The organism is Motilimonas thetidivivens (assembly GCF_046452435.1).
Lineage (GTDB): Bacteria > Pseudomonadota > Gammaproteobacteria > Enterobacterales > CBDFNC01 > Motilimonas.
In genome coordinates this window covers 16,678-42,077 of record NZ_JBKFDK010000032.1, presented here as the reverse complement: position 1 = coordinate 42,077, position 25,400 = coordinate 16,678, and the positions used below count along the sequence as shown (strand labels likewise).

Below are 25,400 nucleotides of genomic sequence, written 5' to 3'. Positions count from 1 at the left end.
GGAATTTATTCCGCGAAATAGCGCGTAAGTCGCTAATTATTCGCGATATAAAAACCTCCTACGCGAGGGCATCTTGAAACTTAAAGCCTTGCTGCTCTAGGGTTTGCGCTACGGTTGGAAAATAAATGTGGCTGTAATACTGTCCCGTGCTGGCGGCATAACTTGGCATCTCTGTCAGGCCGTTCGCGTCCCACCACTGACGTAAATCAGCGTCATATTGCAGCGCGCCTTGCGCCACGGCTTGCGCGCCATAACGCTCGTTCATGGCAAACGATGTAAATATAATGGCGCGTAAGCTAGTCGATATGCAGATTATTTGTGTCGCCTCACCCGCATTTTTAGCCCAGCATGGCCAGCCGCAAGGTGTTGCCGATCTCGAGCAGCTGCCTTGTATTCGTTACCGTTCGGCCACCAGCCAAAAGCTATTTCCATGGCGCTATATCAATCTACAAGGCGATACTGAGTTTTTTGAACCCAGTAAAACCGCGGTGATAGTTGACAATGTTGAAGCCTTGTGTGAACTCGCCAGTTATGGGGTTGGCGTAACCTTAGTCGCGCGCTGGCAAGCTCAGTCTTATCTTGATCAAGGCCGCTTGGTCGCCTTATTGCCAGAATGCGAAGTGAAGTTACCCCCCGCGCAAATCTATTATGCCTCTCGCGCCAACCAACCCGCCAAGGTGCGAGTATTTATCGATTTTATTGTCGACCATTTCAGCCAAGTTGGGCTTGGCTAAGAAAGCTCATTTTCAACAACAAGGACATAATATGTCAGAAATAATTGACATATTATGTCCTGATCTTTAGTTTATAGTGAAACTCATCGTTAAGGAAAGTACTTATGAATATGGAATGGATAGCAATATTAGCCCCCGTTATAGCAGTGACAATTTATTATTTTGCATTTTATAACAAGCCAAATGACGATTATTGGCGCAAGTTACCTACCTTGGCTGAGTATTTAGCTGCACACCCAGAATGTCGAACCACGGATGATGAAAATGCCCGCTGCTATCACTGCCAATCAGATAAGGTTATTTTTCAGCCACTTAGCTGCCATTCAGATCCCCGATACAAGCATTTTTGTTTTAGCTGTAAACGTACCTTATTCCGCAGTAATTCGATTTTGTAATCGTTGATATGCATAGGCACAGAAACCGCACTTATCGCAGTAACAACCCCGGTAGGAGCGGTTTTTAAATCGCGAATCATTGGCTTAAACAGCGTATTTATGGCCTTGTCGCATATCTTATTCGCGGCTTAAAAGCCGCTCCTACGCGCTTGAGTAAAAGCGATTTTTAAATCGCGAATCATTGGCTTAAACAGCGTGTTTAGGCCTTGTCGCATATCGTTTTTTGCGGCATCACTGCCGCTCCTACTCAAGCACATCTTGCATATCAAACAGTTCGATATAGTTTTGCCCTGGTGTTAGGCTGATTTCAAAATTCAGCACTTGGCGACATAGCTGCTTTAATTTGTCATCCATTTTGGCGCTGTCAAAACCATCCACCACGGCGAGCAACTGCTCGGTACTGTGTTTACCCGCCAAGCCATCGTCGGATAACACATCGATAAAGCTAGCCACGAGACCATATAAGTCTTTCTCCGCACTGCCTTCAAGTCGCCATAAGGTTGGATCGGCGTATTGCTGTGCATATTGACTGGTCGCCACATCCCAACCTATGCCAAAGTTCACTAACACGGCGCGCACCGAGTTACAGACAATATTCTTAGGACAAATAGCACCATGATATATGTCCAAACTGTGCAGGTATTGTAAGCCCGTTAACAATTGAACAAACCAACGAATCGGCTGACCCGGTATTATCTCGGGTAATTCATCTAAGGTATGGCCGGGGATCCAAGCGCGGGTGATATATAAGTCTTGGCTGGTACCTAATTGACCAAAGGTAATCACTCGCTCAATGTGCGGGTGATATAGCGTGGATAAACTGCGAAACAGGTTGCTCAATTGAAACCATTGCGCGTCGACATTGCGGTATAACGACAAGGCACAATCGTATTGACCTTGAATATGGCGCGCTTTCCACAGTTCGGTGTCATGGGTGAAATTAAGCAAGCGTTCAAGCTGATAATGATGATCGATAACTGCGCCCTGTTCGGCTTTCACATCCACCATATCCGGATCGGGATAGAGCCGGCGATACGCTATCACGGCGGCAATATCAGAGCGTATGGTATCAAGATCACTGATCCGGCCTAAGGCAGCCTGCTTAAACCACTGGCTAATGCGTGGCTCCAGTGTCGCCATCGCGGCTTGCTGGAAGATCCCCGCGAAGGCCTTGATATCATCATTAAAGCCGACGTTATCTTTAATGTCGATAAACTCGACCGCACCGTCATCAGCGACAAACACGCAGTGTTGATCCCAACCCCCCACGGTCATACCTCGACGATGAATTTGCTGTAATGACGACACCCCACAGCGCAAGATTTCCAAAATTTGATTGATATTCAACTGACTCAGATCCAGCTCATGCACGGGCTCGCCTTTAGGCATGCGCACCGGCAACACGAGTTGCTCGCCATCTTGGATCAACGGCGCACAATAAGGCACACCCGAACACCCCGCTAAGGTTTGCAGTCGATAAAACTCCTTACGCAATAAGTTCTCGTGAGTAACTTGCATGGCTTTATCATCAAATGCCGACGGCACGATAATTTTAAGTAACCAAGGCGCACTCCAATCACCCGGGCTATATTGCGCTTGCCATACTTCTAAACCGTGTTGAATAAAAAGGCATTTGGTTTTCTCAAAATCTTGGATCTTGTTGTTGCGCTGCTCAACTATCGCCACTTGGCCCAAGGTATCTAATACTAAATCGCGCTGCTTTTGGGTGACCGGATATTTGCGCGGTGCGGTTAACCCCCATTCCTTGGTTAAGGCCGCGATAATTTGCTGTGGGGTATAAATAGAAAGGGAGCCATCGCTTTTTTCCAGTGCAATTTCACTGCCCTTGCGACCCGTCACAAACACCATGCCTTGGCACCAAGGAGCGTAAACTCCCACCGGAATTTTATGTTTAAGCTTGCCAGATAAAACACGAGCCACATAGTTGGCCTTGGCTAAGCTGTTATCTACATCGCGTCCATCTAAGGACCAAGCATGTTGGCCAGCTTCAAGGCAACCTATATAGCCCTTTACATCAACCACATACACACCCCATTCACCCACCACTAAAGCATCCACTTCAAGGGCTTGGCCAGAAGGCGTTGGGATTTCAATATTGGTTAATAACACATATTCAGACGGTAATTCGTCGCTAAGTAACTTAAATGCCCAGCGCTCGGCATCGTTAACCGGATCACCAAAGCTGATGTGTTTTGCCATGACATACTTCCCTGTCGCTATAGATAAAAAATTGAGAGCTTGAGCTTAGCATAAAGCAGGAGCGCCATAACAGACTTGCTATGGCGTAAAGGGGGGCTTACTTAACCTTAGCTCTGCTTCCGCAGGCGCCCAATTGGATATTATATTAATGAGCAGCAAAACTTCGTTTCCAGCGATGAAAACGTAGCGCGTATAGGGATTATTCACCGCGTTTTTGCAGATGATTAATACGATATTGCTAATCCAAAGCCCCAGTTAATTAGCTACTTGCCGATTCGATTTTAAATCGATCCACAAGCTTCTCACTGTGGGATCAAGCCAGCGGCTTATGGTGTGTTTAATCATTATCAACAGAATGGTCGCTATCACTACACTCAGCCAAAGCTCGCTCACCCAAGCCAGTAATAAGCTCAACACCGCAATCACGATTAGACTATTTCGAACCGAGCGAAACCGACTGAAATGATGCGTGTTCAAGATAAGTCGTTGCGGTAAGTAGCGCTGTAAGCGCACCAGCGCATGGGCTTTGACTGTCGGGTTAAGAAATTCAATTTTTGCCACTTGCTCTACACCGTATTCAACGGTGATCACATCACTAGAATGGTCGCTTCTGATGCAGGTAATGTCTGCGTAAGGGATTTCTTTTAACTTACCATGAGCCGTGGCTAAGATTTGTTCCCACGAGCCTTGGTTTTGATATAAATGCTGCACCTCATCCAGATGTTTTTTATGGATGGATAAGGCTGATAAACATTGCTCGTTCAATACCACTAAAAAGCCATCTTCCACATCTAACCAGCTGTTGTCACTATAGAAGCCTTCTGGCAAATATCCTTTAGGCTCACGGGCAAAAAGAAATGCTAACAAGTAATAAAGGAGCACGGAGGCAGGGATAATAAACATGGCCAGCCTTAATGCCCGGCGCACCGTCGATTGTGAAGTCAGTTGCTCATTGAGTTTAAATGGTGCCATGTTGACACTGGGCTGAGCGGCTTGGTACCAAATTTCAATATGTTGCTGACCTGCAATTTCAGTGTATTGCTCAGGCGTCAGTGCTATTTCACCAAAATAAAGCTGCTCTGCCACCGTAAAGTCATAACGTAAAAAATAAACATCTCGCGTTTTGGTTTTGCCGTTTCGCCCTCGGTAATGCTCAACATCTTGATAAAGATCGGTAATGGTTCCTTGAGCCGTCTGATGATAGAGCAATAGCGATTGTGCTTGTTTAAATTGGCTATCATGCACCGAAACGCCCATCAAGATGGCGACCACCGCAATTAAAGTGCAGCACATTTGAATAATGCGCTTACGCTTCTGTCCTTGAGTTAACAGCCTGTTAGCCATTTCCTTGCCCATTATTGATTAGAGTATTTATATGGGTGTATTTTAATCAATTGGAACAAGAAAACCGCTCAATGCGACGAACGGTATCCATAACCCATACTTAGGCACAGTAAATAAAACCGCACAACCCAAGCAATGAAACAATAAAAACCAGAAAGAAGAGCAAAAACAGAAAATACCCCCCCACTCAATAAGACTAATATAGAGAAATTAACCAACAAGAATGAAAGCCGCCAGATTGCGAGCCATGTCTCACTTCACTTTAGAATCTGCTCAAACCCAGCGATAGCCCGCACTCGCTCGATATATTGATGGATAATACTTGTTGCAGAAACAACAGCTAGCTCACTAGGCAATCGAGTAACATACTGCAAGGTCGGCACCAATAAAGCGTCCGCAATACTAAAGGCGTCGCCAGCAATGTAGGTTTGCTGCTGTAATTGTCGCTCTACCACCGCAATCGCGTGTTCGGCATCGGGTTTATGCCTTGCCATGCGTTCCAAATTTGGCTTTTCAACTAACCCTTCCATCCTGACAAACTCAAGTAAATAACGTCTTATCAGCATTCTATCTATGTCCCCTGCGGCTAAGGTTGCCCACATGTCTTGCAAGGCTTGTCGTTTGGGATCAACATCTAGCAGATGGGCCCCTTGAGGTTGCTGCGCCAAATAACGACAGATGGCTAAGCTTTCAGCCAACACAAAATCACCATCAAACAAAATAGGCATGCGGCCAAAGGGGTGTAATTGAAAATGCGCTGGGCTTTTCCATTTGATTAACTGATCTTGAAACTGCCAACCAATTTGATAGTCCACCTGTTTTTGCAAACACACGAGTTCAACGCTGCGCACAAAGTTACTACGCTGATCACCGTAAATAGTTACCTTTTTCATTCCTTACCCTCTTATTGGATTGACTCATAAATTAATTAACCAAAGCTTTGGACAAACCATATTGTATGAATAATCCGCAAAAACGCGGTGAATATGTCCCTATACGCTCTGCGTTTTCATCCCTGAAAACGAAGTTTTGCTACTTATCCATACAATATCGATTTGAAATACCTTTAACCCAAGCTTAAGTTTTTTAGCTAGCTCCTAGCTTGCGGTTACCAGAGTAAAATCCATGACAATATGTTCAAGAACATATTTTGATGTTGATTTAGTATGTTACCCATCAGGATAGTTGGTATTAGCAAGGAGTCGAAATGGCGTGGAAGATAGAGCATAAACAGCAAACCCGACAGCGGATCTTGCAGAGCGCGGGACAGCTTTTTACCACACTGGGATTTAAGCAAGTGTCGATTGATGATGTGATGCAGCACGCCAAGCTCACTCGGGGGGCGTTTTATCATCACTTTGCGTCCAAGCAAGCCCTTTATTGTGAGGCTATCGTATTCTTTGCCCAACACTCTTCACAGGCTCGGCAACAACAAGCCGATTCATTGCAGGAAGTGATTTACTTGTATCTTTCGATGGATCATGTCACTGGCAAGCTAAGCCCTTGCCCGCTGGCATTCTTAATCTCTGACATAGGGCTAGAGGATCAACTGGCAAAAGATAGCTATGGCCTTGTTTTTGATGCTTTAGTAAAACGCTTAAGTGAGGCTTCGGCTGTCGACCAAGTTAAAGCAACGCAAGCTGCCATCACCATGATAGGTGCTGTCGCCTTAGCTCGAACAATGCAGAGCGAAACTCAAACGGCCAGTATTTTAGCGGCGGCGCGCAGTAATACGCTCCACTTATTGGGTCTTACCAGTGATAGATCCTGCGGCTAGCCAGAGCACTAGTTAAGAATAAATAAACCCTATATCAACAATACTGATAAGCCTAATAAGCCGAGCAAGGTAATAAAATTACTACTTTATTGACCTAGATAGGTATTTTGATCCCCTGTCAGACAACATCTGTAATTGAATAACAGGCAAAAAAAAACCTTGGCACTTGGCCAAGGTTTTTGATCATAGCTAAATCCTTAGATTAGCTTAGGAATACCGGGAAGCATACCTACTGCAAGCATAGCCACGGTACAGATAACGAAGGCTAAACCAGGAACCACAACACGGTCTGCGAAAGACAGTTTAGTTGCACGCTCTTTGTCACCAATTAGACCGTTGTTGTCCAATAGCATGGTCAGTGCCCATGCAAACACTGGGTTAGCAACAAACGCTGCAAAGATACAGATACCCGCAGATTGGCTGCTCTTAGTATCTTTAACCATTTGCATACCTGCTTCAAGTAGCGGTAAGAACACGCCTACTAACAATGCGATAGACATTACTGGACGCCATACAGTTACATCCATTGGGTAACCTAGAATCGCCACGATAATACATAGCGCACCAAGTAAGATAGCACCCGCTGGAATAGGACGCTTAGCAATCGCTGCTGGGATCATGTAAGTACCCCAACTTGATGTAATGTTACCACCACCTAATGCTGTACCCACCATTTGACGAATCGAACAGGTCGTCATGGTGTCATCAACATCCATTAGTACTTCTTCGGTCTTTTTCGGGTAGTTAAGCTCTTGGAAAATACGGTGACCTAAGAAGTCAGGTGACCACATGGCTACCGCTAGAATAGCGAACGGTAATGATGCAATAAAGTGCTCTAGGTTTGGTAAACCTAACTGCCAACCTGTCTCGGTAGAACCCCACCAGTAAACTGGGTTTAGGTTAGGTAGGCCAGGCTCGGTAACAAACTTAAGGTCTAAACCAGCACCTAAGCCAAAGGCAATCACGATAGCCGCAATCGAACACAATGGGATAGCTAACCAGCGCTTACCAATGCGGGCAAGGTATGCATACAACACCACGTTCAACGCCAAGATAATAAAGGCGATGTGGCTCAAACTGTAGTCAAGGGCATGGGCACTTTGTAAGCCAGCCGACCAGTCAAACAGCGACATGATTTGGCTCTTTGCTCCCATAAAACCGAGGAACACCAGCAAACCACCGGCAACCCCATCACTGGTGAGGTTAACCAGTTTTGACCCCCCTTTAAAGTAGGCGAGCAACAAGCCGAACACCCCGAGTAAAATTGCCAAGGCCAGTGGGTGAGCACCCGCTAACGCGATAGCACCGATAAGCGGAATCATCGGGCCGTGGTTACCGGCAAGGTTCGCTTTCGGGTTAATAAAGCCAGAACTGATAATACAGAATAGTAAAGCAGGGATAAGCATTTCCACGCGCACGACTGCGATAGCAAACTCAGCGCCTAGGTTAACGTGATCCCATTTTTCCGTTAGGCCCGCAGCCCACGCTTGCATTACCGCCGAGTACATCACGGTAATACCGATAGTACCCGCGATCGCTGGCACTAAGTCTTCCCACTCAAATCGGAAATCACGACCCGGCAGGTTTAAGCCCCAGCGGCGTGGTTTCATGATTTGTAATTCATGATCTAAGTAATCTGAGCGTGAAGCAAATTCAGAAGCTGGCTTGTGTAGCTCCTGATATGATTTGCCTGCGTCAGCATCTGGTTTTGCTGTGTCAGTCATAACGTCCTCGACTATTTCAAGATAAAAACTGTACTATCGGTAACGAATTGCAGTATGTTGCTAAACCCGTTGCAAAGTCCTTTGCCATACCGATATTCTGTGACTGTAGAGACTACTGGAGCGCAGGTAAATTAGTTAAACAAGTTTTACTGATTAGGTATATAATTCTTTTTGATATGAAATTTTCTCTAAAACAAATAGCTATTTTCGATGCCATCGCCGATACAGGCAGTGTCAGCGCAGCGGCAACCCGCATAGCAATCAGCCAATCTGCCGCCAGCATGGCGTTGCAGCAACTTGAACAGCAGGTAGGCACCTTGCTGTTTGATCGCCAAGGCAAACGCTTGGTTTTAAATTCATGGGGCTTATGGCTAAGACCTCGTGCCAAGGCGTTGCTACAAGATGTCCATCAAATTGAAATGGGGCTCAATGCCAAGCATTCGCTTAGCGGCCAATTAAAGCTGAGCGCCAGTCAAACGGTTGCCGAAAGCTTGATACCTAGCTTAATCAGCAACCTCGATAGCAACTTTCCGCAAATCCAAGTGAAACTTGAAGTAAAAAATAGCCAGCAAATCATTCAAGATGTGCGCAGCTTTAATATCGACCTTGGCGTTATTGAAGGTCGCTGTGATGACAGCCGCATTCACCAATCACTCTGGTGTGACGATGAGCTGATTATAGTGGCGGCGGCCACTCACCCTTATGCGCGCCAAGATGAAGTCAGCTACAGTCAACTGGAAGCCAGTAAATGGGTATTACGCGAATCCGGCTCCGGTACCCGTGACGTATTTGATGCCGCCATTTTTGGCAAGCTTGAGCATTTAGATGTTATTAAAGAATACGATCATATCCCAACCCTGATAGCGCTTATTGCAGCGGGTGAATATCTCAGTTGTTTGCCACTGCGCAGCTGCGCCCACGATATTCAACACGGCCTTCTAAAGCCATTAAATATCAAGGGATTAAGCCTGAAGCGTCATTTTTCGTTTATTTGGCATAAAGAGATGAACGATGATCCGCTCCGAGATTGCCTAATTAAGGAAGCCAAGCGCCTGATTCGCTAGGGTAGCCTTAAGCAAGAAAATCGAACAAGGTGCCGACCTTGTTACTTTGGTTGGCATTAAAACCGAATAATTCATTGGTTTTCTGATTAGCAAAGCTTTTAATGGCTAATTGCATGCTATTAACCAATTCGTCTAGCTCTTGCTGTAGTGGCCTGAGCTGTTGTGTTTTAACCTCATCTGTTAGCTCACGATTGTAGCGCACGCTGTTCATTTCTTCCTTAACACGCTGAATACCCTCTAAAATGGTTTCCTGCGTAGGCTCCTCCTTATCCGCCTCTGGCGTTGTCGTCTCGCCAGCGGGTTTGTTAAGGTCATCCGTGTTGGCTTGCTCTTTGACTGCTTCCTTAGCTTTTTGTGCCAACTTAGCCTGCTCCATTTGGCTCATCGAGTTGTAGCCTGAAACCTTCACATCATTCTCCTTACTAACCCAACTGGTTCACTTGATTGCAACGCTTTCAATCAATGCAAAAATTGAACCATAAGTTTATGAAAACGACTCGTTTTTTCTAAGGCCATAGGTAAGCTAAACCGAGGTCAGCCGCGCATTTGCTCATTGACATATAATGTCTTAACGCTATGATGATTTTACCTCTATAAAAATTGAGAAAACCCTACAAATGAAAAAGTTTTTTATCATGTTCGCGCTGATTTTTGCGGTCGGTCTAGGCACTAGCCCAGACGTTGAAGCCAAAAAATTCGGCGGCAGTAAATCTATCGGTAAAAGCCACAAAACGGCACCAGCACAGCCTGCAAACCCATCTACACCGGCTGCCACTCCGGCTGCTAACCCAGGTAAAAAAGGCCTAATGGGCGGCATGCTTGGCGGTCTATTAGCGGGTGGTCTATTAGCGGCGCTATTTATGGGCGGTGGCTTTGAGAATATTCAAATCATGGATATCTTGATCATTGCATTGGTTGCCTTTGTACTGTTTAAGATTTTCCGCGCGGTCATGGCATCAAAAGCCGGCGCCCAGCAGCGCCCCGCTTACGCCTCTGGCCCAACCAGCCAAGACCAGTTCCGCCAGCAAGCGGACCAAGGTGGTTTTGCTACTAGCGGCAATAGCGGCTTTGCTCAAGCGGCAAGTGATGTCCCATTTGATTTGCCACCGGGCTTTGATTTACCAGCGTTTTTAGAAGGCTCTCGCGGTCACTACAAAACCCTGCAACAAGCTTGGAATGACAACGACCTAAGCAAGATCCAAGAATACGTGTCGATTGAGCTATACAACGAGCTAAGTCAGCAACGTCGTGAACTTGAAGGGGCGCAGCATACCGAAGTGATGTTCCTTGATGCCGAGCTGGTACGTGCAACTCACAATGCGAGCCTAGCCGAAGTGAGCGTTAAGTTCAGTGGCCGTTACCGTGACACGGTAGAAGGTGTTGAAGAAGACATTAAAGAAGTATGGCATTTAGAGCGCAACCTAGCGCAAGCCAACGCACCTTGGTTAATCGTAGGTATCGAGCAATAAGCCGACCTATCGAATGACACATTTGCCAAAGCCCCAAGTCTGGGGCTTTTTTGTTTTCCAGAACATGTGTTTCTCACAATAATTGCCGAAGCTATTTACTATCCCATTGTTTATACCCAAGACACTTCAAGATGCAGGATTCAGAGCCGCTCATTCTGTTCAGTTTGAGGCAAAAAGACGAAGGAATGGCATTCCCTTTCGAGGCTTTTTAACGACAAAATGAACAGAATGAGCGGCTCCCAAAGGGCGAGTTTTGTAGGCTGTTATGCTTTGTTGCTGATTTTCAACGTAGAATGACTATGTCTCAAATCAGCGTCGCGCCTAACAGCCTACAAATTCTCGCTGAACAAGCATCTTGAAGTAACTTGGGTATATAATTGAACTAATTTGGGAGGAAGCACTGATTGCAGCCACTTAGCTTTAAAATACACGAAAAATTGTCCATCAAGCTCACCCATCAGTTAGCTAAGGGTGAACTGCGTCGGCTCGATCTCTACTTTTCCCTGCCGAAGGAAATGGGGATCAACCGTAACACCCTCAGCGAAACCGATTACTTTAACTCTGGCATTACCGGCCAACGGGCTTATTTTACCCAAGGCTTGCATTTACCCTTGTTGCATACCCGTTTTGCCAGCCGTATGAAGCGTTCACCGGAAGAGTACCGCACCAACTTAAATCTATTTGCTTACCAATACATAGTGGCCTTAGACACAGATATTGCCGAAGCCTTGGTATTAGAAGATAGCGAATATACTCACGCTTTTTACGACGCAGCCTTAGTGCTGGCGGCCAACAGCGTGACCATACTGAAGAAGCTACGCCGCAACGCCCCCAATGACGTTAAATTTAATTCCATCTTTGAAAATGTGGATAACTATCTCTCTTGGTACACAGAACAATCCTTATTGGCGATGTTGGCAAAAAAACCACGTCAATCAGACTACAGCCAGCAGCGCACTGATTTATTAGAAATTTGTCAGCAAGAAAACCAATATCGCTTGGATCTCAACTACAACTCCAGCGCCACGCTCAACGACCCCAATCGTATTTCCAATAAAATGCGACTGTTGCGCCGCTTGATTGAACACGGCGTGGTGTTTCGTGAACACACTACAGCGCTGGGTAATATCACCAAAAAAGTGGTGACCGGCGTCGCCACCTCCTTGGTGATGATAGTGGTGCTTACCTTGATCATCAAAACCCAAGGGGCCTTAAGTGGGCTCACCTCGGCGATGATATTAACCCTATCTGTGATATATGGCGTGCGTGAAGTATTTAAAGAAGACTTTCGTAATATTCTCTGGCGTTGGATCCGCCGAGGTAAACCGAAATGGCTGCGCACCTTAAAGGATTCGGTCAGTCAAACAGACATGGCTAAACAGCGGGTTTGGCTCGACTATATTCGCTCGGCCAAGTTGCCCCAAGCAGCCAAAGAATTACTGGCCCGTCGTCACACCCAAAACCAGCAAAGTGCGGTGTTGTTGCACTACCGCCTAGAAACTAAAGTGGCCAATGCCGAGTTCCAGCCCGGTTACGAAACCTTAGAAGAAAACCTGATCTTCAGCTTGCGCCCCTTTGCCCGCTATTTAGAGCGCGGCCAAGGCAAGTTATATGAACAAAATAACGATAAGATCCAAAAGACCTCGATTGAGCGGCGCTACCAAATCAATATTGTCGTCGCCATTGATCAAGACAGCAAACAAGCACAATTTGAGCGCTACAAAATCACCTTAAACCGCTCCGGCATCGTCGATATCGAGCACGCAGGCTCGTACACTGAGCCGCAATAATCGAGCCTGTTACTTATAGTCTTCCAATAACTTCATAAACAGCGGCTTAGCCTGATCAAATAAAGGGTTCATTTCTACCACACCAGAGTTTTTCAGGTAACGTCCGACCGTTTGCTGATTGGGCCGAAACACAAAACTGTAATGGTTGGTGCGATCTTCAATGCCAAACTCATCCTCACTTAAATGCACCGCATTGTCGGAATAGATTTGGAACACCTTGAGGATTTTCTCCATTGTTGGCGAGACAAGTTCAGAGCGCGCCATGGTTGCCCCTTGCGCATTAGAGATAAGCACTTCAAATACATTAGAGCGATATGCCACCAAGGAATACAATTTACGAATTTGATTGCGCGTTGGCGGGCTAGCGGCATGAATTTCACCACGTAAGCAAAAGCGCAATAAGCGTAATTCGGCCATCAGCTTGATCAAATCAACTTCATTCCACTGTTTGCCCGATTCAGGTGGGCCATACAAAACAGACACCGCATCAACGTGATTGCGACGGCGATCGGGATACCAACGCTGCAGGTTGAGCATGCGACCATCAGGTAAGATAAACCCCACATCCTTAGCTGAGGTAGATAAGCCAAAATGGTCGATTAAAACCTGCGTTTTTTGCTCTGGCGTCAAATCCTGCATTTTCTTACCCCTGTTTAAACTCGCTATGGCTATTAACGTATATAAGCCTATCAATAGAAGCAAATAGCGTTACGAATAATTGTGAATAGTTACAGCTTATTGGTAATTTTTGACATAGCACAGCGTTTTATGCGGCTAAACTGTTTACTGTGGCTATACCCAAGCAACCTCTCGCTGAGCAAGCACCTTGAGTTGGTTTGGGTATACAACCCTTTAGCTTATTGAGGAATATATATGAAAGGTGCTGACATTATCTCAGTTGAATTAGTAAACGACTTAAAGATCCTCTCTTGTTTTAATACCGACAATCACGAACAGGGCATTAAGATCCACAGTGATTGCGCTCCCGAACTTGCTGCTGCCGCCAAGCGTCTATTTGATAAAGGCTTAATTACCCGCGATGACGGTGGCTATCTAACCGACCTTGGCGTGACCACCGCCGAACATTTAGAAGCGCTACTACTTTCACTGCGCTAATCATTAGCTTGCAAGCTAGGCTTGGCGTCTAGCTTGCGAATAGACAAAATCACTTCACCCACCTCAAAGCCCCATTTTACTATCTTGCTGCGATTAATAATTTCTCGATCAGACACCTGATACATCCAGTCATCAAATTCCACTTGGTATTCGGTGCCATCCACGGTTAACACCAGATCATATACCCAATGCAAAGCATTGCCGTTACTGCGCCCTTGCGCGGTGCCGATAATGTCCCCAGCGGTCCCCGTGTATTGGCCATTGCCAAGATCGGTAATGCGCCAAGTTCGAGTTGTTTTTTCGCCATCATCAAATACAAACCATTCTTCTAGCACGCCTTGATTGCCTTGCCAGCTACCCAGTAGCTCAACAGTAAAGGTGCGAGTAACCACGCCAGAGCGATCAATCACGATTCCGGATGCCTCTAACTCACCGCTAAAAAATTGCCTAAGGTCGAGTGACGGCTGCTTGTTGTCGTAATCACTTAATTGCTGGCTGCTACAAGCAAATAGCATCAAGCTCGCCATAAGTAAGGCTAAAATACGCATTTATCGTGCTCCTATTAATTGTTTGCGCAAACTGGGGCGACTGGTTTGCTCTGATAGCCAAATGGCGATAAATGACGTGGCAAAATCACCGCCCTCAACCTGACCAAGCAAGCGCTGATTAAAGTAAAACCGCCCCTCACTGGATGAGTCCGCGACAAAGGTAAGCACATCGCCCTCTTTGACATCAGGCCAAAGCTTAGCCAATTGCGCTAGCCACGAAGATTGTTGTGGGTTATTTAGACCAAGATGCTGCCATTGCTCTTTAGTCGCGATGACCAAATCTTCACTGGCAATGTTTTTACGGTATTCGATTTGCAGCGCTAGAGGATACTGCTGCGCCTGATAACGCCCAGAGGGACTGTATAACGTTGCGTCGTATAAGGTAAAAAACAACCAATCCATCGACCCACTGCCCACCGCTTTTAACCCCTGTATAGGAGAGGCGCTAAGAGGACTGGCGGCCATTAGTCCAAGCCAAAACGCAGTTATGATTGCGATTGTTCGACGTTTCATTCGATCTTCTCTCCACTCATTTTGCCGATGTTCTTACTTAACAAGGCTAACACTTGACCTGTGTAGCATTATTACGAACAAAGCTTGGTGGAAGATCTTAATTAACCTCAATTCTGGTTAATGGAGCTAGCCAATGAATATCTTATGAATAATGACTCATACGATATCGCTTATCCAAAAGACGATTAGCTCCACAACAAGTTCAACCAGCGCTGCCACCAGTTGTTAACTCGTTCTAGCCATTCTCCTTGCTCAGCCCCTTGGAAGTGAAAGCGCACCGTCACGGGTAGGTTTTCGATTTGCGCATCAATTAACCGCTCGGGTTTAATGGTCACTTCAAGGGCGGCATTATCACGCTGAAACGCCGTGCTCAAGCTATCCGGGATCATCGCCGCCATCACGGTCGGCGCACTAACCTGACCCGCTACCGTCTGACCGTTAGGCAAGATAATAGTCACGTGCTGGCCGATATGGGAATAGTCCAAAAACTTTGGCGGTAAATAACTGATAACTTGTTGGTTTTCGATTTGGCTTAACAATACTAAGGGAGTTGTGTTGGTAACAATATCTCCTTCCTTAACAAACACATGGTGCACGGTCCCCGATCTTGAGGCCACCAAATTTAAAGCATTTTGCTGCAGTTGCAGCAAGTTACTTTGCTGACTGAGATCGCGCATCAAGCTGGCAACAGGGCCCGTAATCGATTCGTTGTAAAACTCGCGCTTGGCATTATCAAGGGCATATTGACGGTCGTGGACTAAGATCTTCGCTTGGGTATATTGATTGCGGATCTCCGCCATTTCCGCTTCGCTCAGTACGCCTTCACGGCGCAATGCATTGTATTTAGCTAAGGTGGCGCGTTGATCGGCCAACCCTTCCTGCGCCGCCGCTAGCGCTTTTTCTAAACTTCTTAACAAGACCGAATTCCGGTTTTGTTGGCGATTATGCAAACTTGCTAACTCGGTGGCCAATAAGGCTTGTTGACCCGTGAGACTTTCGCTGGATAGTTGCATCAAGGCTTGACCCGCCACCACTTGCTGTCCCGGTTGTACTAAAATTTGCTCAATCTTGGCTCTATCACTGGTATATAAAATGGCCGCATCGGTATTTAACAGCCCCTTAGCCTTGACGATAATGGTGTCGTTAGCCAGTTGGTACAACATAAATACCACAGGACTGATGACCACCAGTAATATGGCATACCAGCGCAACTTAAACACCTTACGCTTATCCGAGGCATAGATAACCTTGACGCCATTATCGACATCAGGCTGACGTTGCTTTGGTACCGAAAACTTAATGTCCATCCTGCCCCCTTTGTTGATCAATGACTAAACGAAAACCGTCTGCTTAAGCAGCCCCAACTCAGACAGCGCCATACTTGGCTGGCACTGCACTTTTTTATTACTCAAAACTTATTTCCTCTTTTAATCACCCACCAGGGCGCCATCGTCGTCTCTTCATGGCCGCGGCCAACCAACTCATACATGGCGGCCACCATGGCCCACATTTTGCGAAAGAAGGCAAATAAGGGATAAACCGGCGACCAGAGAAAAATCCACAATTCTTGCTCGCGACGCTCCGAAATCAAAAAGTAATACAAGCTAAGCAACAAAATGGCTTGGCCTAAATAGAGTAAATAAACAAACAGTAATACCCCCCAGACATAGCCTGCGGGGTAAATCACAAACAGCCAGATGGTGAACAGAAAGATCAAAAACGGCAGAATGATTTCCTGCAACACCCCGTAAATCACCGTAAAAATGAAGTTCTTTAACCCCAGCAGGCGTAAACGAAAGCTCTGCTTGTGCTTGCGCAAATACAAAAACAACAAGTCTCCGTCCCAACGTAAGCGTTGTTGGCGAAACGATTTAAACGTATTGGGCACATCGGTAAAGCCAATCGCATGAGGCTCAAAGGGAATGTATAAATTAGGGTGGCGACCAAAATAGGCTTTGATCCGCATGGTTAAATCAAGATCTTCGGCAGTATGGGTATTCCAACCGCCAATTTTGCGTAAAAAATCACGCCGAAAGGCACCAAACGCCCCCGAAATATTATTCACCATGTTCCAGCGCGCCAAGCCGGTTTTAGCACACTGAATCGACATCATATACTCTAAGGTTTGCAGCCGAGTGACCCAGCTATCACCTTGATTACGCACCTTTAATGCCCCTGCTACCGCGGGCACATTGGGGTCTTGAAAATGTTTCACCATCAAAGCCACGGTTTGATTATCAAATGAGGTGTCACCATCGGCATTGATGATGATCTCACCACGACTCACATGCAGCCCCGCATTTAAGGTAGAGACTCGCCCGCCACGTTGCCACTTAGGTAACACGCGGTAGCTACGATTGGGGTAACGAATAACTTGGTTGCGATTGGTTTGTACAAACCAACGGCGGCAGCTCATCGCTGCTTGATAGGTATGTAAATTCTGTTTCGCGCCATCAATAACGGCAATGATTTCGATATGGCCAGCATAGATTTGTTCGGCAAAACTCAACACGGTTTTTTCGATATCGCGCCCTTCACCATAACAAGTAATGATGATCGAGACCCGCGGCGCATAAGTGCTCGGCATCCGCAAAAAAGCGTGGCGGTGGCGATACCAATGCAACACGCCAAACACCACCACCAGCAAGAGAGACAGCTCAAGAAAAATAAAGGCCGGCAACAAGAAAGCAGTGCGCTGGCCATCGATAAAGGCACTAAGCCAAATTTGACTTAAAAAGCCCCAAAGGGCACTAAGGCCGTCAAACATGGCTAGCCACCTCAGACAACAAGCGCGTTAGCAAAAACTCGGCATTATCGCCTTCTGCAAGCTCGGTTGGCGCATGAAATAAAGCCACCGCCATGGCCAAGGCATCGGTGCCTTGCACCAAGGACGATAATTGCTGCATCTTGTGTTGCACTACTGCCAAATGCTCATAGGGTAAATTGGGTAGCAGTAAAATGTAGCTATGATCCTGATACTGACAAATCACATCCGTCACCCGCAAACTGTCTTTAATTTGCGTACCTAATTGGGCAATCACTCGGTAAACTTGCGCCGCACCGAGTTGCTCCACCGCTTGCTCAACTCGGTTAAAGCTTAAACACAGCAAGGCAAACTGAATTTGATGACGACGACTTAAGCCCAGCTGCCAATCCACCAGCCAGTGTAAGTAATCGCGAGATACTTGCTCACCCAAATCTAAGCTAAAACGCTGATCTAAAGCGACTCTTAGTCTGAACTTGGTTTTATCGGTAATTTTAAATGATTGGATTTGCGCTATGTTTAAGTCGCTGGGGTCGTTTTCATGATCACAATGTAAGCAACGAGCAACCACCTTAGCTTCGATAAAAAAAGCCCCACAATCGTTACACTCCATATTTTCTAACGGCCTGTCATAATCCGTACCTATGTGGCGCAATGCCGTTAAGCAATTAGGGCAAACCAAGCGTCCACCGTCCATAAAGGTTTGCTGCTCGCCCACATGGCCACAGGTAAAACAGTGAATGGCAGACTGCTGTTTAATGTCAAGGCTGCTACATTGCGGACAAAGATCAATATAATTCAATTTATTATGACCGCAGTGAGTGCACTGACGCACGCGGTCTAACAAGCTAACAGGAGCCAATAACTCATCACGCATGGCTTGGCGTAAAAAGAACAAACTGTCGCCTAAATCAAACAACTCAATCAACGGATAACGGTAACTAAATGCCGAGCTCAGATCGCGCTCGGGTAGCAGTAACTGCTCGCCCCGCAGGGCTAAATAGGCCAACAAGTGATCTTGCGGATTTTGCATTCGCTCCAGTTCGGGATAGCTTTGATAAGCCTGCTGCCACTTATCTAAGGCGGATATCAAGGCGGCTTCATCGGGCAAGTTGCCATCCAAGGGAAAACGACATGGCAAATTAGAAAAAACCAACTTGAGCGCCGAGTTGGGATGCTGGCGGATCACAGGTAACGCTTCATCAGCGCCGTGCTGACACAACAAGATAGCCACTAAAGTTGGCTCGGCCAACGCATCAAAAAACGCGGTCATGTTCACCACCACCTGAACTCGAAACCGCGCCGAATAGATTTGCTCTGGCTCACCTAGACATAAAATGGTTGGCTTATTATTGTCTTCAACAGACGCCTCACCTGTCTCATCAACACAAAGTAATGCAGGTAACTGGTTGGATGAATTTGACATTGGCGCCTCCTTGCAACGGTAAACAAACTCCAAAGCCGTTAATAAAGTTATCTGTTGATCTTCTTATTAGTTTAGTCGGGAAATCCAAGATGGCCGTGAGAAAATGGATTAAACCACTCAAATATCGAGATTTTTTCTCACAAATTCAGAAGCGTTGACTTAATCAACATAAGCCAATAATATTTACGTAACCAGTTACGTAAATACAAACATAAATAATGGACTACTTAAAAACCCTTGGCAGTTTATCCCTTGGCAGCAGAACTAAGCGCTTATCCGATGTATTGATGCAGCAAGTTGAAGATATTTATCAGCAGCAAGGCATCGCCCTGCATCCTAGTTTCTTTCCGTTATTTATGCTTATTGCCAAAGAGGGACCGGTCAGTGTGACCCAAGCAGCGACTAGGCTGGGAGTCAGCCATCCTGCCATTAGCAAGATGACCAAAAAAATGATCCAAGCCGATTTGCTGGTTAAACAACCCAGCCCAGATGATCAACGCGTGTCGGTGCTGGCTTTCACTGAAAAATCCATGGTGATTAGCCAACAGGCAGAGCCGATTTGGCAGCAAATTCAATGGCATTTAGAGCTAATTCAGCAACAGCAGCAACACCCGCTATTGGCCGCCATCGAAGAATTTGAACTATGTTTGCAGCAACTCAGCCTAACCGAGCGCGTGCTAGAGGATCTGCAACAATTGCCCGAGCAACTGGAATTAGAAAACTGGCAAAGCCAATACAAGGCCGACTTTACTCGCTTGAATTTGGCTTGGATTGAGCGCTATTTCAATGGTGAGCTGACAGAGACCGACCAGCAAGCCCTATTTAGCCCAGAGCAATACTACTTAGCAACAGGGGGCTATATCTTCTTTGCTCGGATCGGCACCCAAGTCGTGGGCACCTTAGCCTTGAGAGACGCGGGCCAGCAAATGGAAATATCAAAAATGGCCGTCGAGTCCGAGTTCCAAGGCCGCGGTATCGGTCGCCAGTTAATGCTCAAAGCCATTAACAAAGCGAAACAACTGAATAAAACGGCGCTCTATTTAGAAACCAATAGCGGTTTAACCAAGGCCATGACCTTATATGAACATCTCGGATTTCAATGCCAACCTCATCCAGATGGACAATCTATTTACCCAAGAGCGGATCGCTATATGACACTTAGCATAAAAGGTATCGCATGACGGAAATGTCTATTTCACACTCACACTCCGGCAAAGCCCCCGGTAAAGAATTTAATGCCGGCGCTATCGCTACCTTACCGCTGATTTTAGGGGCTATTCCCTTTGGTATCTTATTTGGCACCTTAGCGCCGAGCAGTGGCCTTTCCATCGCCGCTACCCTCGCCATGTCGATTATCGTGTTCGCTGGCTCGGCACAATTTATCGCTTTAGGTCTGCTAGCGGCCGGAGCCAGCCCCAGCGTAATTATTGTCACTACCTTAGTGGTTAATCTGCGCCATATTCTTTATGCCACCGCCTTGGTCGAACAAGTCAAACATTTACCTTTAGCCATGCGCGCCTTGATGGCCTTTGGCTTAACAGACGAAACCTTTGCCGCCGTTAGCCGCCGCTATCAGCAGCCAGACATCAAAAAAGCACATTGGTTTTATTTAGGCTCGATGACCGCCATGTACGGCAATTGGGTGCTTTGTACCATTATCGGCTTGATCTTAGGCAAGGCAATTCCCAACGTGGAACAATGGGGTTTAGATTTTGCCATGTCGGTGACCTTTATTGGCATGGTTGTGCCTTACTTAAACAGTCGCGCCATGATCAGCGCCGTGGTAGTGGCTGCGGGTATGTCCCTAGCATGTGCTCACTTGCCCAATAAAATGGGCTTAATTATAGCTGCGCTAGCGGGTATTGGTGTCGGTTACTGGATCTCGCGAGTCTTCCCAACTCACCCAGCTGAGGCAAAATCATGACTTCAAATCAAGAGCTTATTCTTATCTTTGGCATGTTTGCGGTAACCTTTGCGATCCGCTTTATCATGTTCGCTGTGGCCGGCAAGATGCAACTGCCCAAACCCTTACAACAAGCCCTCGCCTATGTGCCACCAACGGTTTTAACGGCGATCATAGTGCCGAGTCTCGTGCTGCCCCAAGGCAATGTCGATCTCAGTTGGCAAAACAGTTATTTAGTGGCAGGGGTGGTGGCTTTTGTGATCGCCCTTGTAACGCGAAACTTGTTATTAACTATCGCGTTAGGGCTTGGCTTTTTTATGGTTTATCATCACCTTATCTAATACCACGCGCACCTACCAGGGTGCGCCAACTTGGCTAGAATTAGTGGCTACCGCCATGAACCTTGTCATACAACCAGATCCGCATAATTGACACCAAATTATCGAAATCCACCGGTTTGGTTAAGTACTCCGATGCCCCAGATGCAAGGGATTTTTCCTTGTCTTCCGGCATCGTTTTCGCCGTTAATGCAATAATGGGCACTTTTTTGTATTGCTCCATCTGGCGGATCAAAGCGGTGGCTTTGTTACCATCCATCACCGGCATCATGGTGTCCATTAAAATCAGTTCAAAATCGGGCGTTTTCTCTAACATGTGGACAGCTTCTTGACCGTTTTCGGCAAGCTCTACATTCACACCGATCTCAATCAACATTTTCGATAAGGCGTAGCTATTGCGCATATCGTCATCAACCAGTAGCACCTTACGCCCTTCAAGTAGTTCGGCCTCATTGTGCAGCAAACTCACCTCGCTTTCCTGCTGGGCATCAGCTTGGTGCAAGAATAACTTAAGATCATCTTCTAACCGCTCAGCCGAGTCTGCGCCTTTTAGCACAATGGAAGATGAGTACTGATCCAGTTGTTTTTGCTCTGCTTCACTTATCTCTCTTCCTGTATAGATAATGATAGGAGGAATACGCTTGATGTCGCTTTCACCCAATTGCTGCAATAGCTCAAAGCCGGACATATCCGGCAGGCCAAGATCTAAGATCACCGCATCATATTGGTTTTGTTGCATGCGTTGCAGACCATCACCGCCCGTACTCACCATATCAATTTTCACACTGTCACTTTCCAGTAATTGAGCGGTGGCTTTTTGGTTGCTTTTATCATCTTCAATAAGCAAGACATTCCTCTTACTAGAGCCGCTCATTCTGGCCATTTGGCCAAGTATTTCAACTAATTGAGGCTCGGTGATCGGCTTATTACAAAAGCCAATGGCACCTATGCCAAGCAAGGATAATTTGTCCTTATCTAAGCTTGCGATAACTTGCACTGGGATATGACGCGATTGCGAGTTTGTTTTCAGCTGGCTAATCACCTGCCGCGCGTTAAGCTCATCTACGTCAGCATCGAGAATAATGCCCGCGGGTTGGTACTCAATGGCAAGCTGGATCACACTGAGGGCATGGTGCGTAATGATGCACTTAAACTGATTCTGGTGTGCAATAGTTTGAATGGTCTTGATTAGCGCGTTATCATTTTCAACAATGAGCAAGCTGTTATCGTCAGCAGTGATGATATGGCGATCGTCGCTAAACCAAAGGGAATCTGCGCTAGGTTTATCAGGCGTGGTAGCCTCTGGCGATAAGGTTTGCTCTTCTTGCGCCTTGGCCAATGCAGGTAGATACAAGGTAAAGGTACTGCCGTTGCCTTGTTCGCTTTTAAGATGTATTTCGCCACCCAGCAAGCGGCTCAATTCACGCGCTATGGTCAGCCCAAGCCCAGTGCCGCCGTATTTACGACTTGTGGTGCCATCTTCTTGTTGGAACGCTTCAAAAATAGCATTTTGCTTGGCAGCAGGGATGCCGATCCCAGTATCTATCACTGAAAATGCGATACAACTTTCTAGACTCATATCACTGTGCAAAAAGCGCGTATTTTCATCCGCACGGTGGATCGAAAGTCTCACCTCCCCGTGAGGGGTAAACTTCATTGCATTTGACAATAGATTACGCAAAATTTGCTCAACCCTGAGGCTATCGCTGCAAAATCTAGCAGGTAAGTCTGGTTCAATGTCGATAACAAACGCCAAGTTTCTCTCTTGCGCGACCGGCTTAAACATTTTTTCTAAATTACTGGTGAGGTGCGACAACATGATTTCTTCACTGTGAATGGTCAACTTACCCGCTTCCACTTTGGACAAATCCATAATGTCATTAATCAGCGTTAATAAGCTGTTGCCGCCATCAAAAATCACTTTCGCATCTTCGACCTGAACTTGGGTTAAATTACCTTGTTTGTTTTTGGCTAACCCTTTGGCTAACAACAACAAACTATTGAGGGGAGTTCTTAATTCATGAGACATATTGGCCAAAAATTCCGATTTATATTTACTGGCCGTTGCTAGCTCCTTCGCTTTTTCTTCAATTTGCTGATTCTTTATTTCAATATCACGCTGCTTTAGCTCCAAGGCTTGGGTTTTTTGCTCTAAATCCTCATTGGCCCCTTTTAGCTCGTTGGATTGTCGATTGAGTAATTCCGCTTTTTGTTCCAGCTCTTCATTGGTCGCTCTAAGCTCTTCTGATTGGCTTTGCAGCTCTTCGGTTTGACTCTGTAGCTCTTCGGTCTGGCTTTGTGATTGCTGCAATAGTTCAACGATGCGTTTGCGACCAATTAAGCTGTTGATGGTCACCCCTAAATTGATCATGGTTTGATGCAAAAACTCAAGCTGGATAGGGGTAAACCGACTAAAGCCAGCGAGCTCAATCACAGCAAGACACTTATTTTCAAACACCACAGGTAACGCAATAATGGTGTTTGGCTTGTCCTGACCTAAACCAGAGCAAACCTTAATGTAATCATCGGGCACATTGGTCAACATAATGCTGTTTTTTTCGAGGGCACATTGGCCAACAATGCCTTCCCCTAATGCATATCGGTTAGCCACATTCTTGCGCTCTACATAGGCATAGCTGGCTAAAAGCCGATACTCGTTTTTATCTTGAGCGTCTTCATCTCGCAGATAAAACACTCCGTGACCCGCTTGCAAAATAGTCGCTAATTCAACAATCACGGCTTTCGCCATCTCTACAACATCGCTCGCACCTTGAGATATCTCACTCATTTTTACAACTTGGCTTTTTAACCAATTTTGCGCTTCCACTTGTTCATTACGATCAGTCACTTGCTGCATCATATGGGATAAAGCGATGCCCAGCTCGTCTTGCTTAGAGCGCGGACTAATTTGACTGGCATAATCCCCCATGGCAAAGGCATTGGCTTTTTCCACCATGTCTTTAAAATTAAGCTGCATCTTGTTGAGCGCCTCGCCCAGCTTATCATTGTCCGATGCGAGAACTATTTCGGTGTTTAAATCACCTTCGGCTATTTTTTCGGTGGCATTAATTTTTACCTTGAGCGCCTTGATCATTTTTCTCAGCGCCGCATAAATACCGTATGTGGCCTTATCGTCATCCTCTAGCACCATGTCGACGTTACCGGCTGCGACTTGATTAGCTAAACTTTCAATGACGCGAGGCTCACCCCCTACCGAACGCAAAATGCTGCTAGTGATCCAAAAACTAATGACAACACCAAAAATTAACACGGCGATGGTTAAAGAGATGATGGTGAAGTTAACCGTAGACAGGGTGTTAGCAAGATCCGCTAAAGCACGGTCTGCATCAGCTTGCTCCTCTAAAGCAGAGCGATCCAACAAGGCTTCTAACTCAGTGAGAATGGTCGCTTCAAGCTCGTCCAATATAGCAAGAGCACTTTTTTTGTTTTCGGGCCTATATTGGGCGAATACTGTTTCTGCGGTATTCACAATCTCATTATAATAACGATTGATGGTGACCAGTTCTCTTATCTCGGCAGGCCTTTGTTCTAGCGGCTCCAGCAAATTAAAGTACTTGGTAAAATCTTGCGCATTTGACCAAAAGGCGGCTTCCTGATCAGCCTCGCCCGCCACATAATCATGTAAGGAAGCAAGCATATCCCCGGCTTCATCAATTAGTTCAAGGTAATACCTCACGCCCGGTAAATCATCCTGCACGGTTTGCTCAATGCTGGTACTCTGCATTGCTTCCGCTATTTCTTGCTCTTTAAGAGAATCCAACAACTGCTCTAATTGTAAGCCTTGCTTACGCTGTAACTCTTCAACCGCATTGATCGCCCACTTTTCATTCTCAGGTTGATATTTTTCAAACACTTGCTGGTTAACCTCTTGCACATACTGGTTAATCAGTCGCTCAATTGTCTGCATTTTTTTTCTATTTTCTTCGGTGTCTATCTCGAGTGGCTTTAACTCAGAAAAAAACCGATTAAACCCCTGAAAACTAAGTTTAAAATTTTCTCGACGTCGCTCCTCACCATTCATATATTCAGCCACACTGCGATCCATATCCCCCATTTCATCCAACAGCTGTAAGTACAATATGGCGCCAGGCACATCGTCTTGCTGAATATAGCGAGAGTCGTTATAGATATTTGTGTTGAGGTGATAGATGACCGCCCCCATGACAATGACCATGACCAATATTGAGCCAAATGCACTGGCTATTTTTTTACCTATGGTTAGATTCATATGCTGGGCCTCAAAATCATGCTGAT

The 25,400-nt window shown here is 46.1% G+C and carries 23 protein-coding genes; 10 read left to right on the top strand and 13 right to left on the bottom strand.

Annotation, left to right across the window (positions count from 1 at the left end):
* Nucleotides 1-58: 58 nt before the first annotated feature.
* Entirely contained in the window at nucleotides 59-265 is a 207-nt protein-coding gene (locus ACK8OT_RS18110; RefSeq protein ID WP_410197910.1) for a hypothetical protein, read from the bottom strand.
* A 19-nt stretch (nucleotides 266-284) separates the two neighbouring features.
* Here ACK8OT_RS18110 and ACK8OT_RS18105 point away from each other — a divergent pair, with 19 nt between their 5' ends.
* Nucleotides 285-734 (top strand): substrate binding domain-containing protein, encoded by a 450-nt coding sequence (locus ACK8OT_RS18105; protein ID WP_410197909.1) that lies wholly within the window; start codon nucleotides 285-287, stop codon nucleotides 732-734.
* Between the two features lie 104 nt (nucleotides 735-838).
* Nucleotides 839-1,129, top strand: a complete 291-nt coding sequence (locus tag ACK8OT_RS18100; RefSeq protein ID WP_410197908.1) for a hypothetical protein — start codon at nucleotides 839-841, stop codon at nucleotides 1,127-1,129.
* Between the two features lie 243 nt (nucleotides 1,130-1,372).
* On the opposite strand, the gene ACK8OT_RS18095 is transcribed toward ACK8OT_RS18100, so the two are convergent.
* The 3 genes from ACK8OT_RS18095 to ACK8OT_RS18085 form a co-directional block, all read right to left on the bottom strand.
* A complete protein-coding gene (locus ACK8OT_RS18095; RefSeq protein ID WP_410197907.1) occupies nucleotides 1,373-3,349 on the bottom strand; it encodes an NERD domain-containing protein in 1,977 nt (658 codons plus the stop codon).
* Nucleotides 3,350-3,604: 255 nt separating this feature from the next.
* Complete coding sequence (locus tag ACK8OT_RS18090) at nucleotides 3,605-4,693, bottom strand: hypothetical protein (protein ID WP_410197906.1); 1,089 nt, start codon at nucleotides 4,691-4,693, stop codon at nucleotides 3,605-3,607.
* A 257-nt stretch (nucleotides 4,694-4,950) separates the two neighbouring features.
* Nucleotides 4,951-5,586, bottom strand: a complete 636-nt coding sequence (locus tag ACK8OT_RS18085) for a glutathione S-transferase family protein (protein ID WP_410197905.1) — start codon at nucleotides 5,584-5,586, stop codon at nucleotides 4,951-4,953.
* A 314-nt stretch (nucleotides 5,587-5,900) separates the two neighbouring features.
* Here ACK8OT_RS18085 and ACK8OT_RS18080 point away from each other — a divergent pair, with 314 nt between their 5' ends.
* Nucleotides 5,901-6,470: a TetR/AcrR family transcriptional regulator gene (locus ACK8OT_RS18080; protein ID WP_410197904.1), complete on the top strand. Its 570-nt coding sequence runs from the start codon at nucleotides 5,901-5,903 to the stop codon at nucleotides 6,468-6,470.
* A 197-nt stretch (nucleotides 6,471-6,667) separates the two neighbouring features.
* On the opposite strand, the gene ACK8OT_RS18075 is transcribed toward ACK8OT_RS18080, so the two are convergent.
* Nucleotides 6,668-8,194 (bottom strand): DUF3360 family protein, encoded by a 1,527-nt coding sequence (locus tag ACK8OT_RS18075; RefSeq protein WP_410197903.1) that lies wholly within the window; start codon nucleotides 8,192-8,194, stop codon nucleotides 6,668-6,670.
* 176 nt (nucleotides 8,195-8,370) lie between these two features.
* On the opposite strand from ACK8OT_RS18075, the gene ACK8OT_RS18070 reads away from it, so the two are divergent.
* Complete coding sequence (locus tag ACK8OT_RS18070) at nucleotides 8,371-9,258, top strand: LysR substrate-binding domain-containing protein (protein WP_410197902.1); 888 nt, start codon at nucleotides 8,371-8,373, stop codon at nucleotides 9,256-9,258.
* A 7-nt stretch (nucleotides 9,259-9,265) separates the two neighbouring features.
* Here ACK8OT_RS18070 and ACK8OT_RS18065 read toward each other — a convergent pair whose 3' ends face one another.
* Complete coding sequence (locus ACK8OT_RS18065; protein ID WP_410197901.1) at nucleotides 9,266-9,667, bottom strand: hypothetical protein; 402 nt, start codon at nucleotides 9,665-9,667, stop codon at nucleotides 9,266-9,268.
* A gap of 208 nt (nucleotides 9,668-9,875) precedes the next feature.
* Between ACK8OT_RS18065 and ACK8OT_RS18060 the strand changes: the two genes are divergently transcribed.
* Together ACK8OT_RS18060 and ACK8OT_RS18055 are read left to right on the top strand one after the other, a co-directional pair.
* Nucleotides 9,876-10,727: a Tim44 domain-containing protein gene (locus tag ACK8OT_RS18060; RefSeq protein WP_410197900.1), complete on the top strand. Its 852-nt coding sequence runs from the start codon at nucleotides 9,876-9,878 to the stop codon at nucleotides 10,725-10,727.
* Between the two features lie 404 nt (nucleotides 10,728-11,131).
* Complete coding sequence (locus tag ACK8OT_RS18055) at nucleotides 11,132-12,517, top strand: hypothetical protein (RefSeq protein WP_410197899.1); 1,386 nt, start codon at nucleotides 11,132-11,134, stop codon at nucleotides 12,515-12,517.
* 9 nt (nucleotides 12,518-12,526) lie between these two features.
* Here the strand turns inward: ACK8OT_RS18055 and ACK8OT_RS18050 are convergent, their stop codons facing one another.
* Nucleotides 12,527-13,156: a hypothetical protein gene (locus ACK8OT_RS18050; protein WP_410197898.1), complete on the bottom strand. Its 630-nt coding sequence runs from the start codon at nucleotides 13,154-13,156 to the stop codon at nucleotides 12,527-12,529.
* 234 nt (nucleotides 13,157-13,390) lie between these two features.
* Between ACK8OT_RS18050 and ACK8OT_RS18045 the strand changes: the two genes are divergently transcribed.
* Nucleotides 13,391-13,633 carry a TIGR02647 family protein gene (locus ACK8OT_RS18045; protein WP_410197897.1) on the top strand — a complete coding sequence of 81 codons (243 nt, stop codon included), beginning with the start codon at nucleotides 13,391-13,393 and terminating at the stop codon, nucleotides 13,631-13,633.
* On the opposite strand, the gene ACK8OT_RS18040 is transcribed toward ACK8OT_RS18045, so the two are convergent.
* The 5 genes from ACK8OT_RS18040 to ACK8OT_RS18020 form a co-directional block, all read right to left on the bottom strand.
* Nucleotides 13,630-14,181 (bottom strand): DUF3833 domain-containing protein, encoded by a 552-nt coding sequence (locus ACK8OT_RS18040; RefSeq protein ID WP_410197896.1) that lies wholly within the window; start codon nucleotides 14,179-14,181, stop codon nucleotides 13,630-13,632. The genes ACK8OT_RS18045 and ACK8OT_RS18040 overlap by 4 nt on opposite strands.
* Complete coding sequence (locus ACK8OT_RS18035) at nucleotides 14,182-14,694, bottom strand: chalcone isomerase family protein (RefSeq protein ID WP_410197895.1); 513 nt, start codon at nucleotides 14,692-14,694, stop codon at nucleotides 14,182-14,184.
* Nucleotides 14,695-14,879: 185 nt separating this feature from the next.
* Nucleotides 14,880-16,001: an HlyD family secretion protein gene (locus ACK8OT_RS18030; RefSeq protein WP_410197894.1), complete on the bottom strand. Its 1,122-nt coding sequence runs from the start codon at nucleotides 15,999-16,001 to the stop codon at nucleotides 14,880-14,882.
* Nucleotides 16,002-16,102: 101 nt separating this feature from the next.
* Nucleotides 16,103-17,461, bottom strand: coding sequence for a glycosyltransferase family 2 protein (locus ACK8OT_RS18025; RefSeq protein WP_410197893.1), 1,359 nt, complete (start codon nucleotides 17,459-17,461; stop codon nucleotides 16,103-16,105).
* Complete coding sequence (locus ACK8OT_RS18020; RefSeq protein WP_410197892.1) at nucleotides 17,454-18,884, bottom strand: TackOD1 domain-containing metal-binding protein; 1,431 nt, start codon at nucleotides 18,882-18,884, stop codon at nucleotides 17,454-17,456. The genes ACK8OT_RS18025 and ACK8OT_RS18020 overlap by 8 nt, the downstream gene beginning before the upstream one ends.
* Before the next feature lie 218 nt (nucleotides 18,885-19,102).
* On the opposite strand from ACK8OT_RS18020, the gene ACK8OT_RS18015 reads away from it, so the two are divergent.
* The 3 genes from ACK8OT_RS18015 to ACK8OT_RS18005 are packed head-to-tail and all read left to right on the top strand — an operon-like array spanning nucleotide 19,103 to nucleotide 21,128.
* A complete protein-coding gene (locus tag ACK8OT_RS18015) occupies nucleotides 19,103-20,065 on the top strand; it encodes a bifunctional helix-turn-helix transcriptional regulator/GNAT family N-acetyltransferase (RefSeq protein WP_410197891.1) in 963 nt (320 codons plus the stop codon).
* Nucleotides 20,062-20,808 carry an AzlC family ABC transporter permease gene (locus tag ACK8OT_RS18010; RefSeq protein WP_410197890.1) on the top strand — a complete coding sequence of 249 codons (747 nt, stop codon included), beginning with the start codon at nucleotides 20,062-20,064 and terminating at the stop codon, nucleotides 20,806-20,808. The genes ACK8OT_RS18015 and ACK8OT_RS18010 overlap by 4 nt, the downstream gene beginning before the upstream one ends.
* Nucleotides 20,805-21,128, top strand: coding sequence for an AzlD domain-containing protein (locus ACK8OT_RS18005; protein WP_410197889.1), 324 nt, complete (start codon nucleotides 20,805-20,807; stop codon nucleotides 21,126-21,128). Before ACK8OT_RS18010 ends, ACK8OT_RS18005 begins: the two co-directional genes overlap by 4 nt.
* 40 nt (nucleotides 21,129-21,168) lie before the next feature.
* On the opposite strand, the gene ACK8OT_RS18000 is transcribed toward ACK8OT_RS18005, so the two are convergent.
* Nucleotides 21,169-25,374 (bottom strand): response regulator, encoded by a 4,206-nt coding sequence (locus ACK8OT_RS18000; protein WP_410197888.1) that lies wholly within the window; start codon nucleotides 25,372-25,374, stop codon nucleotides 21,169-21,171.
* Nucleotides 25,375-25,400: the final 26 nt, after the last annotated feature.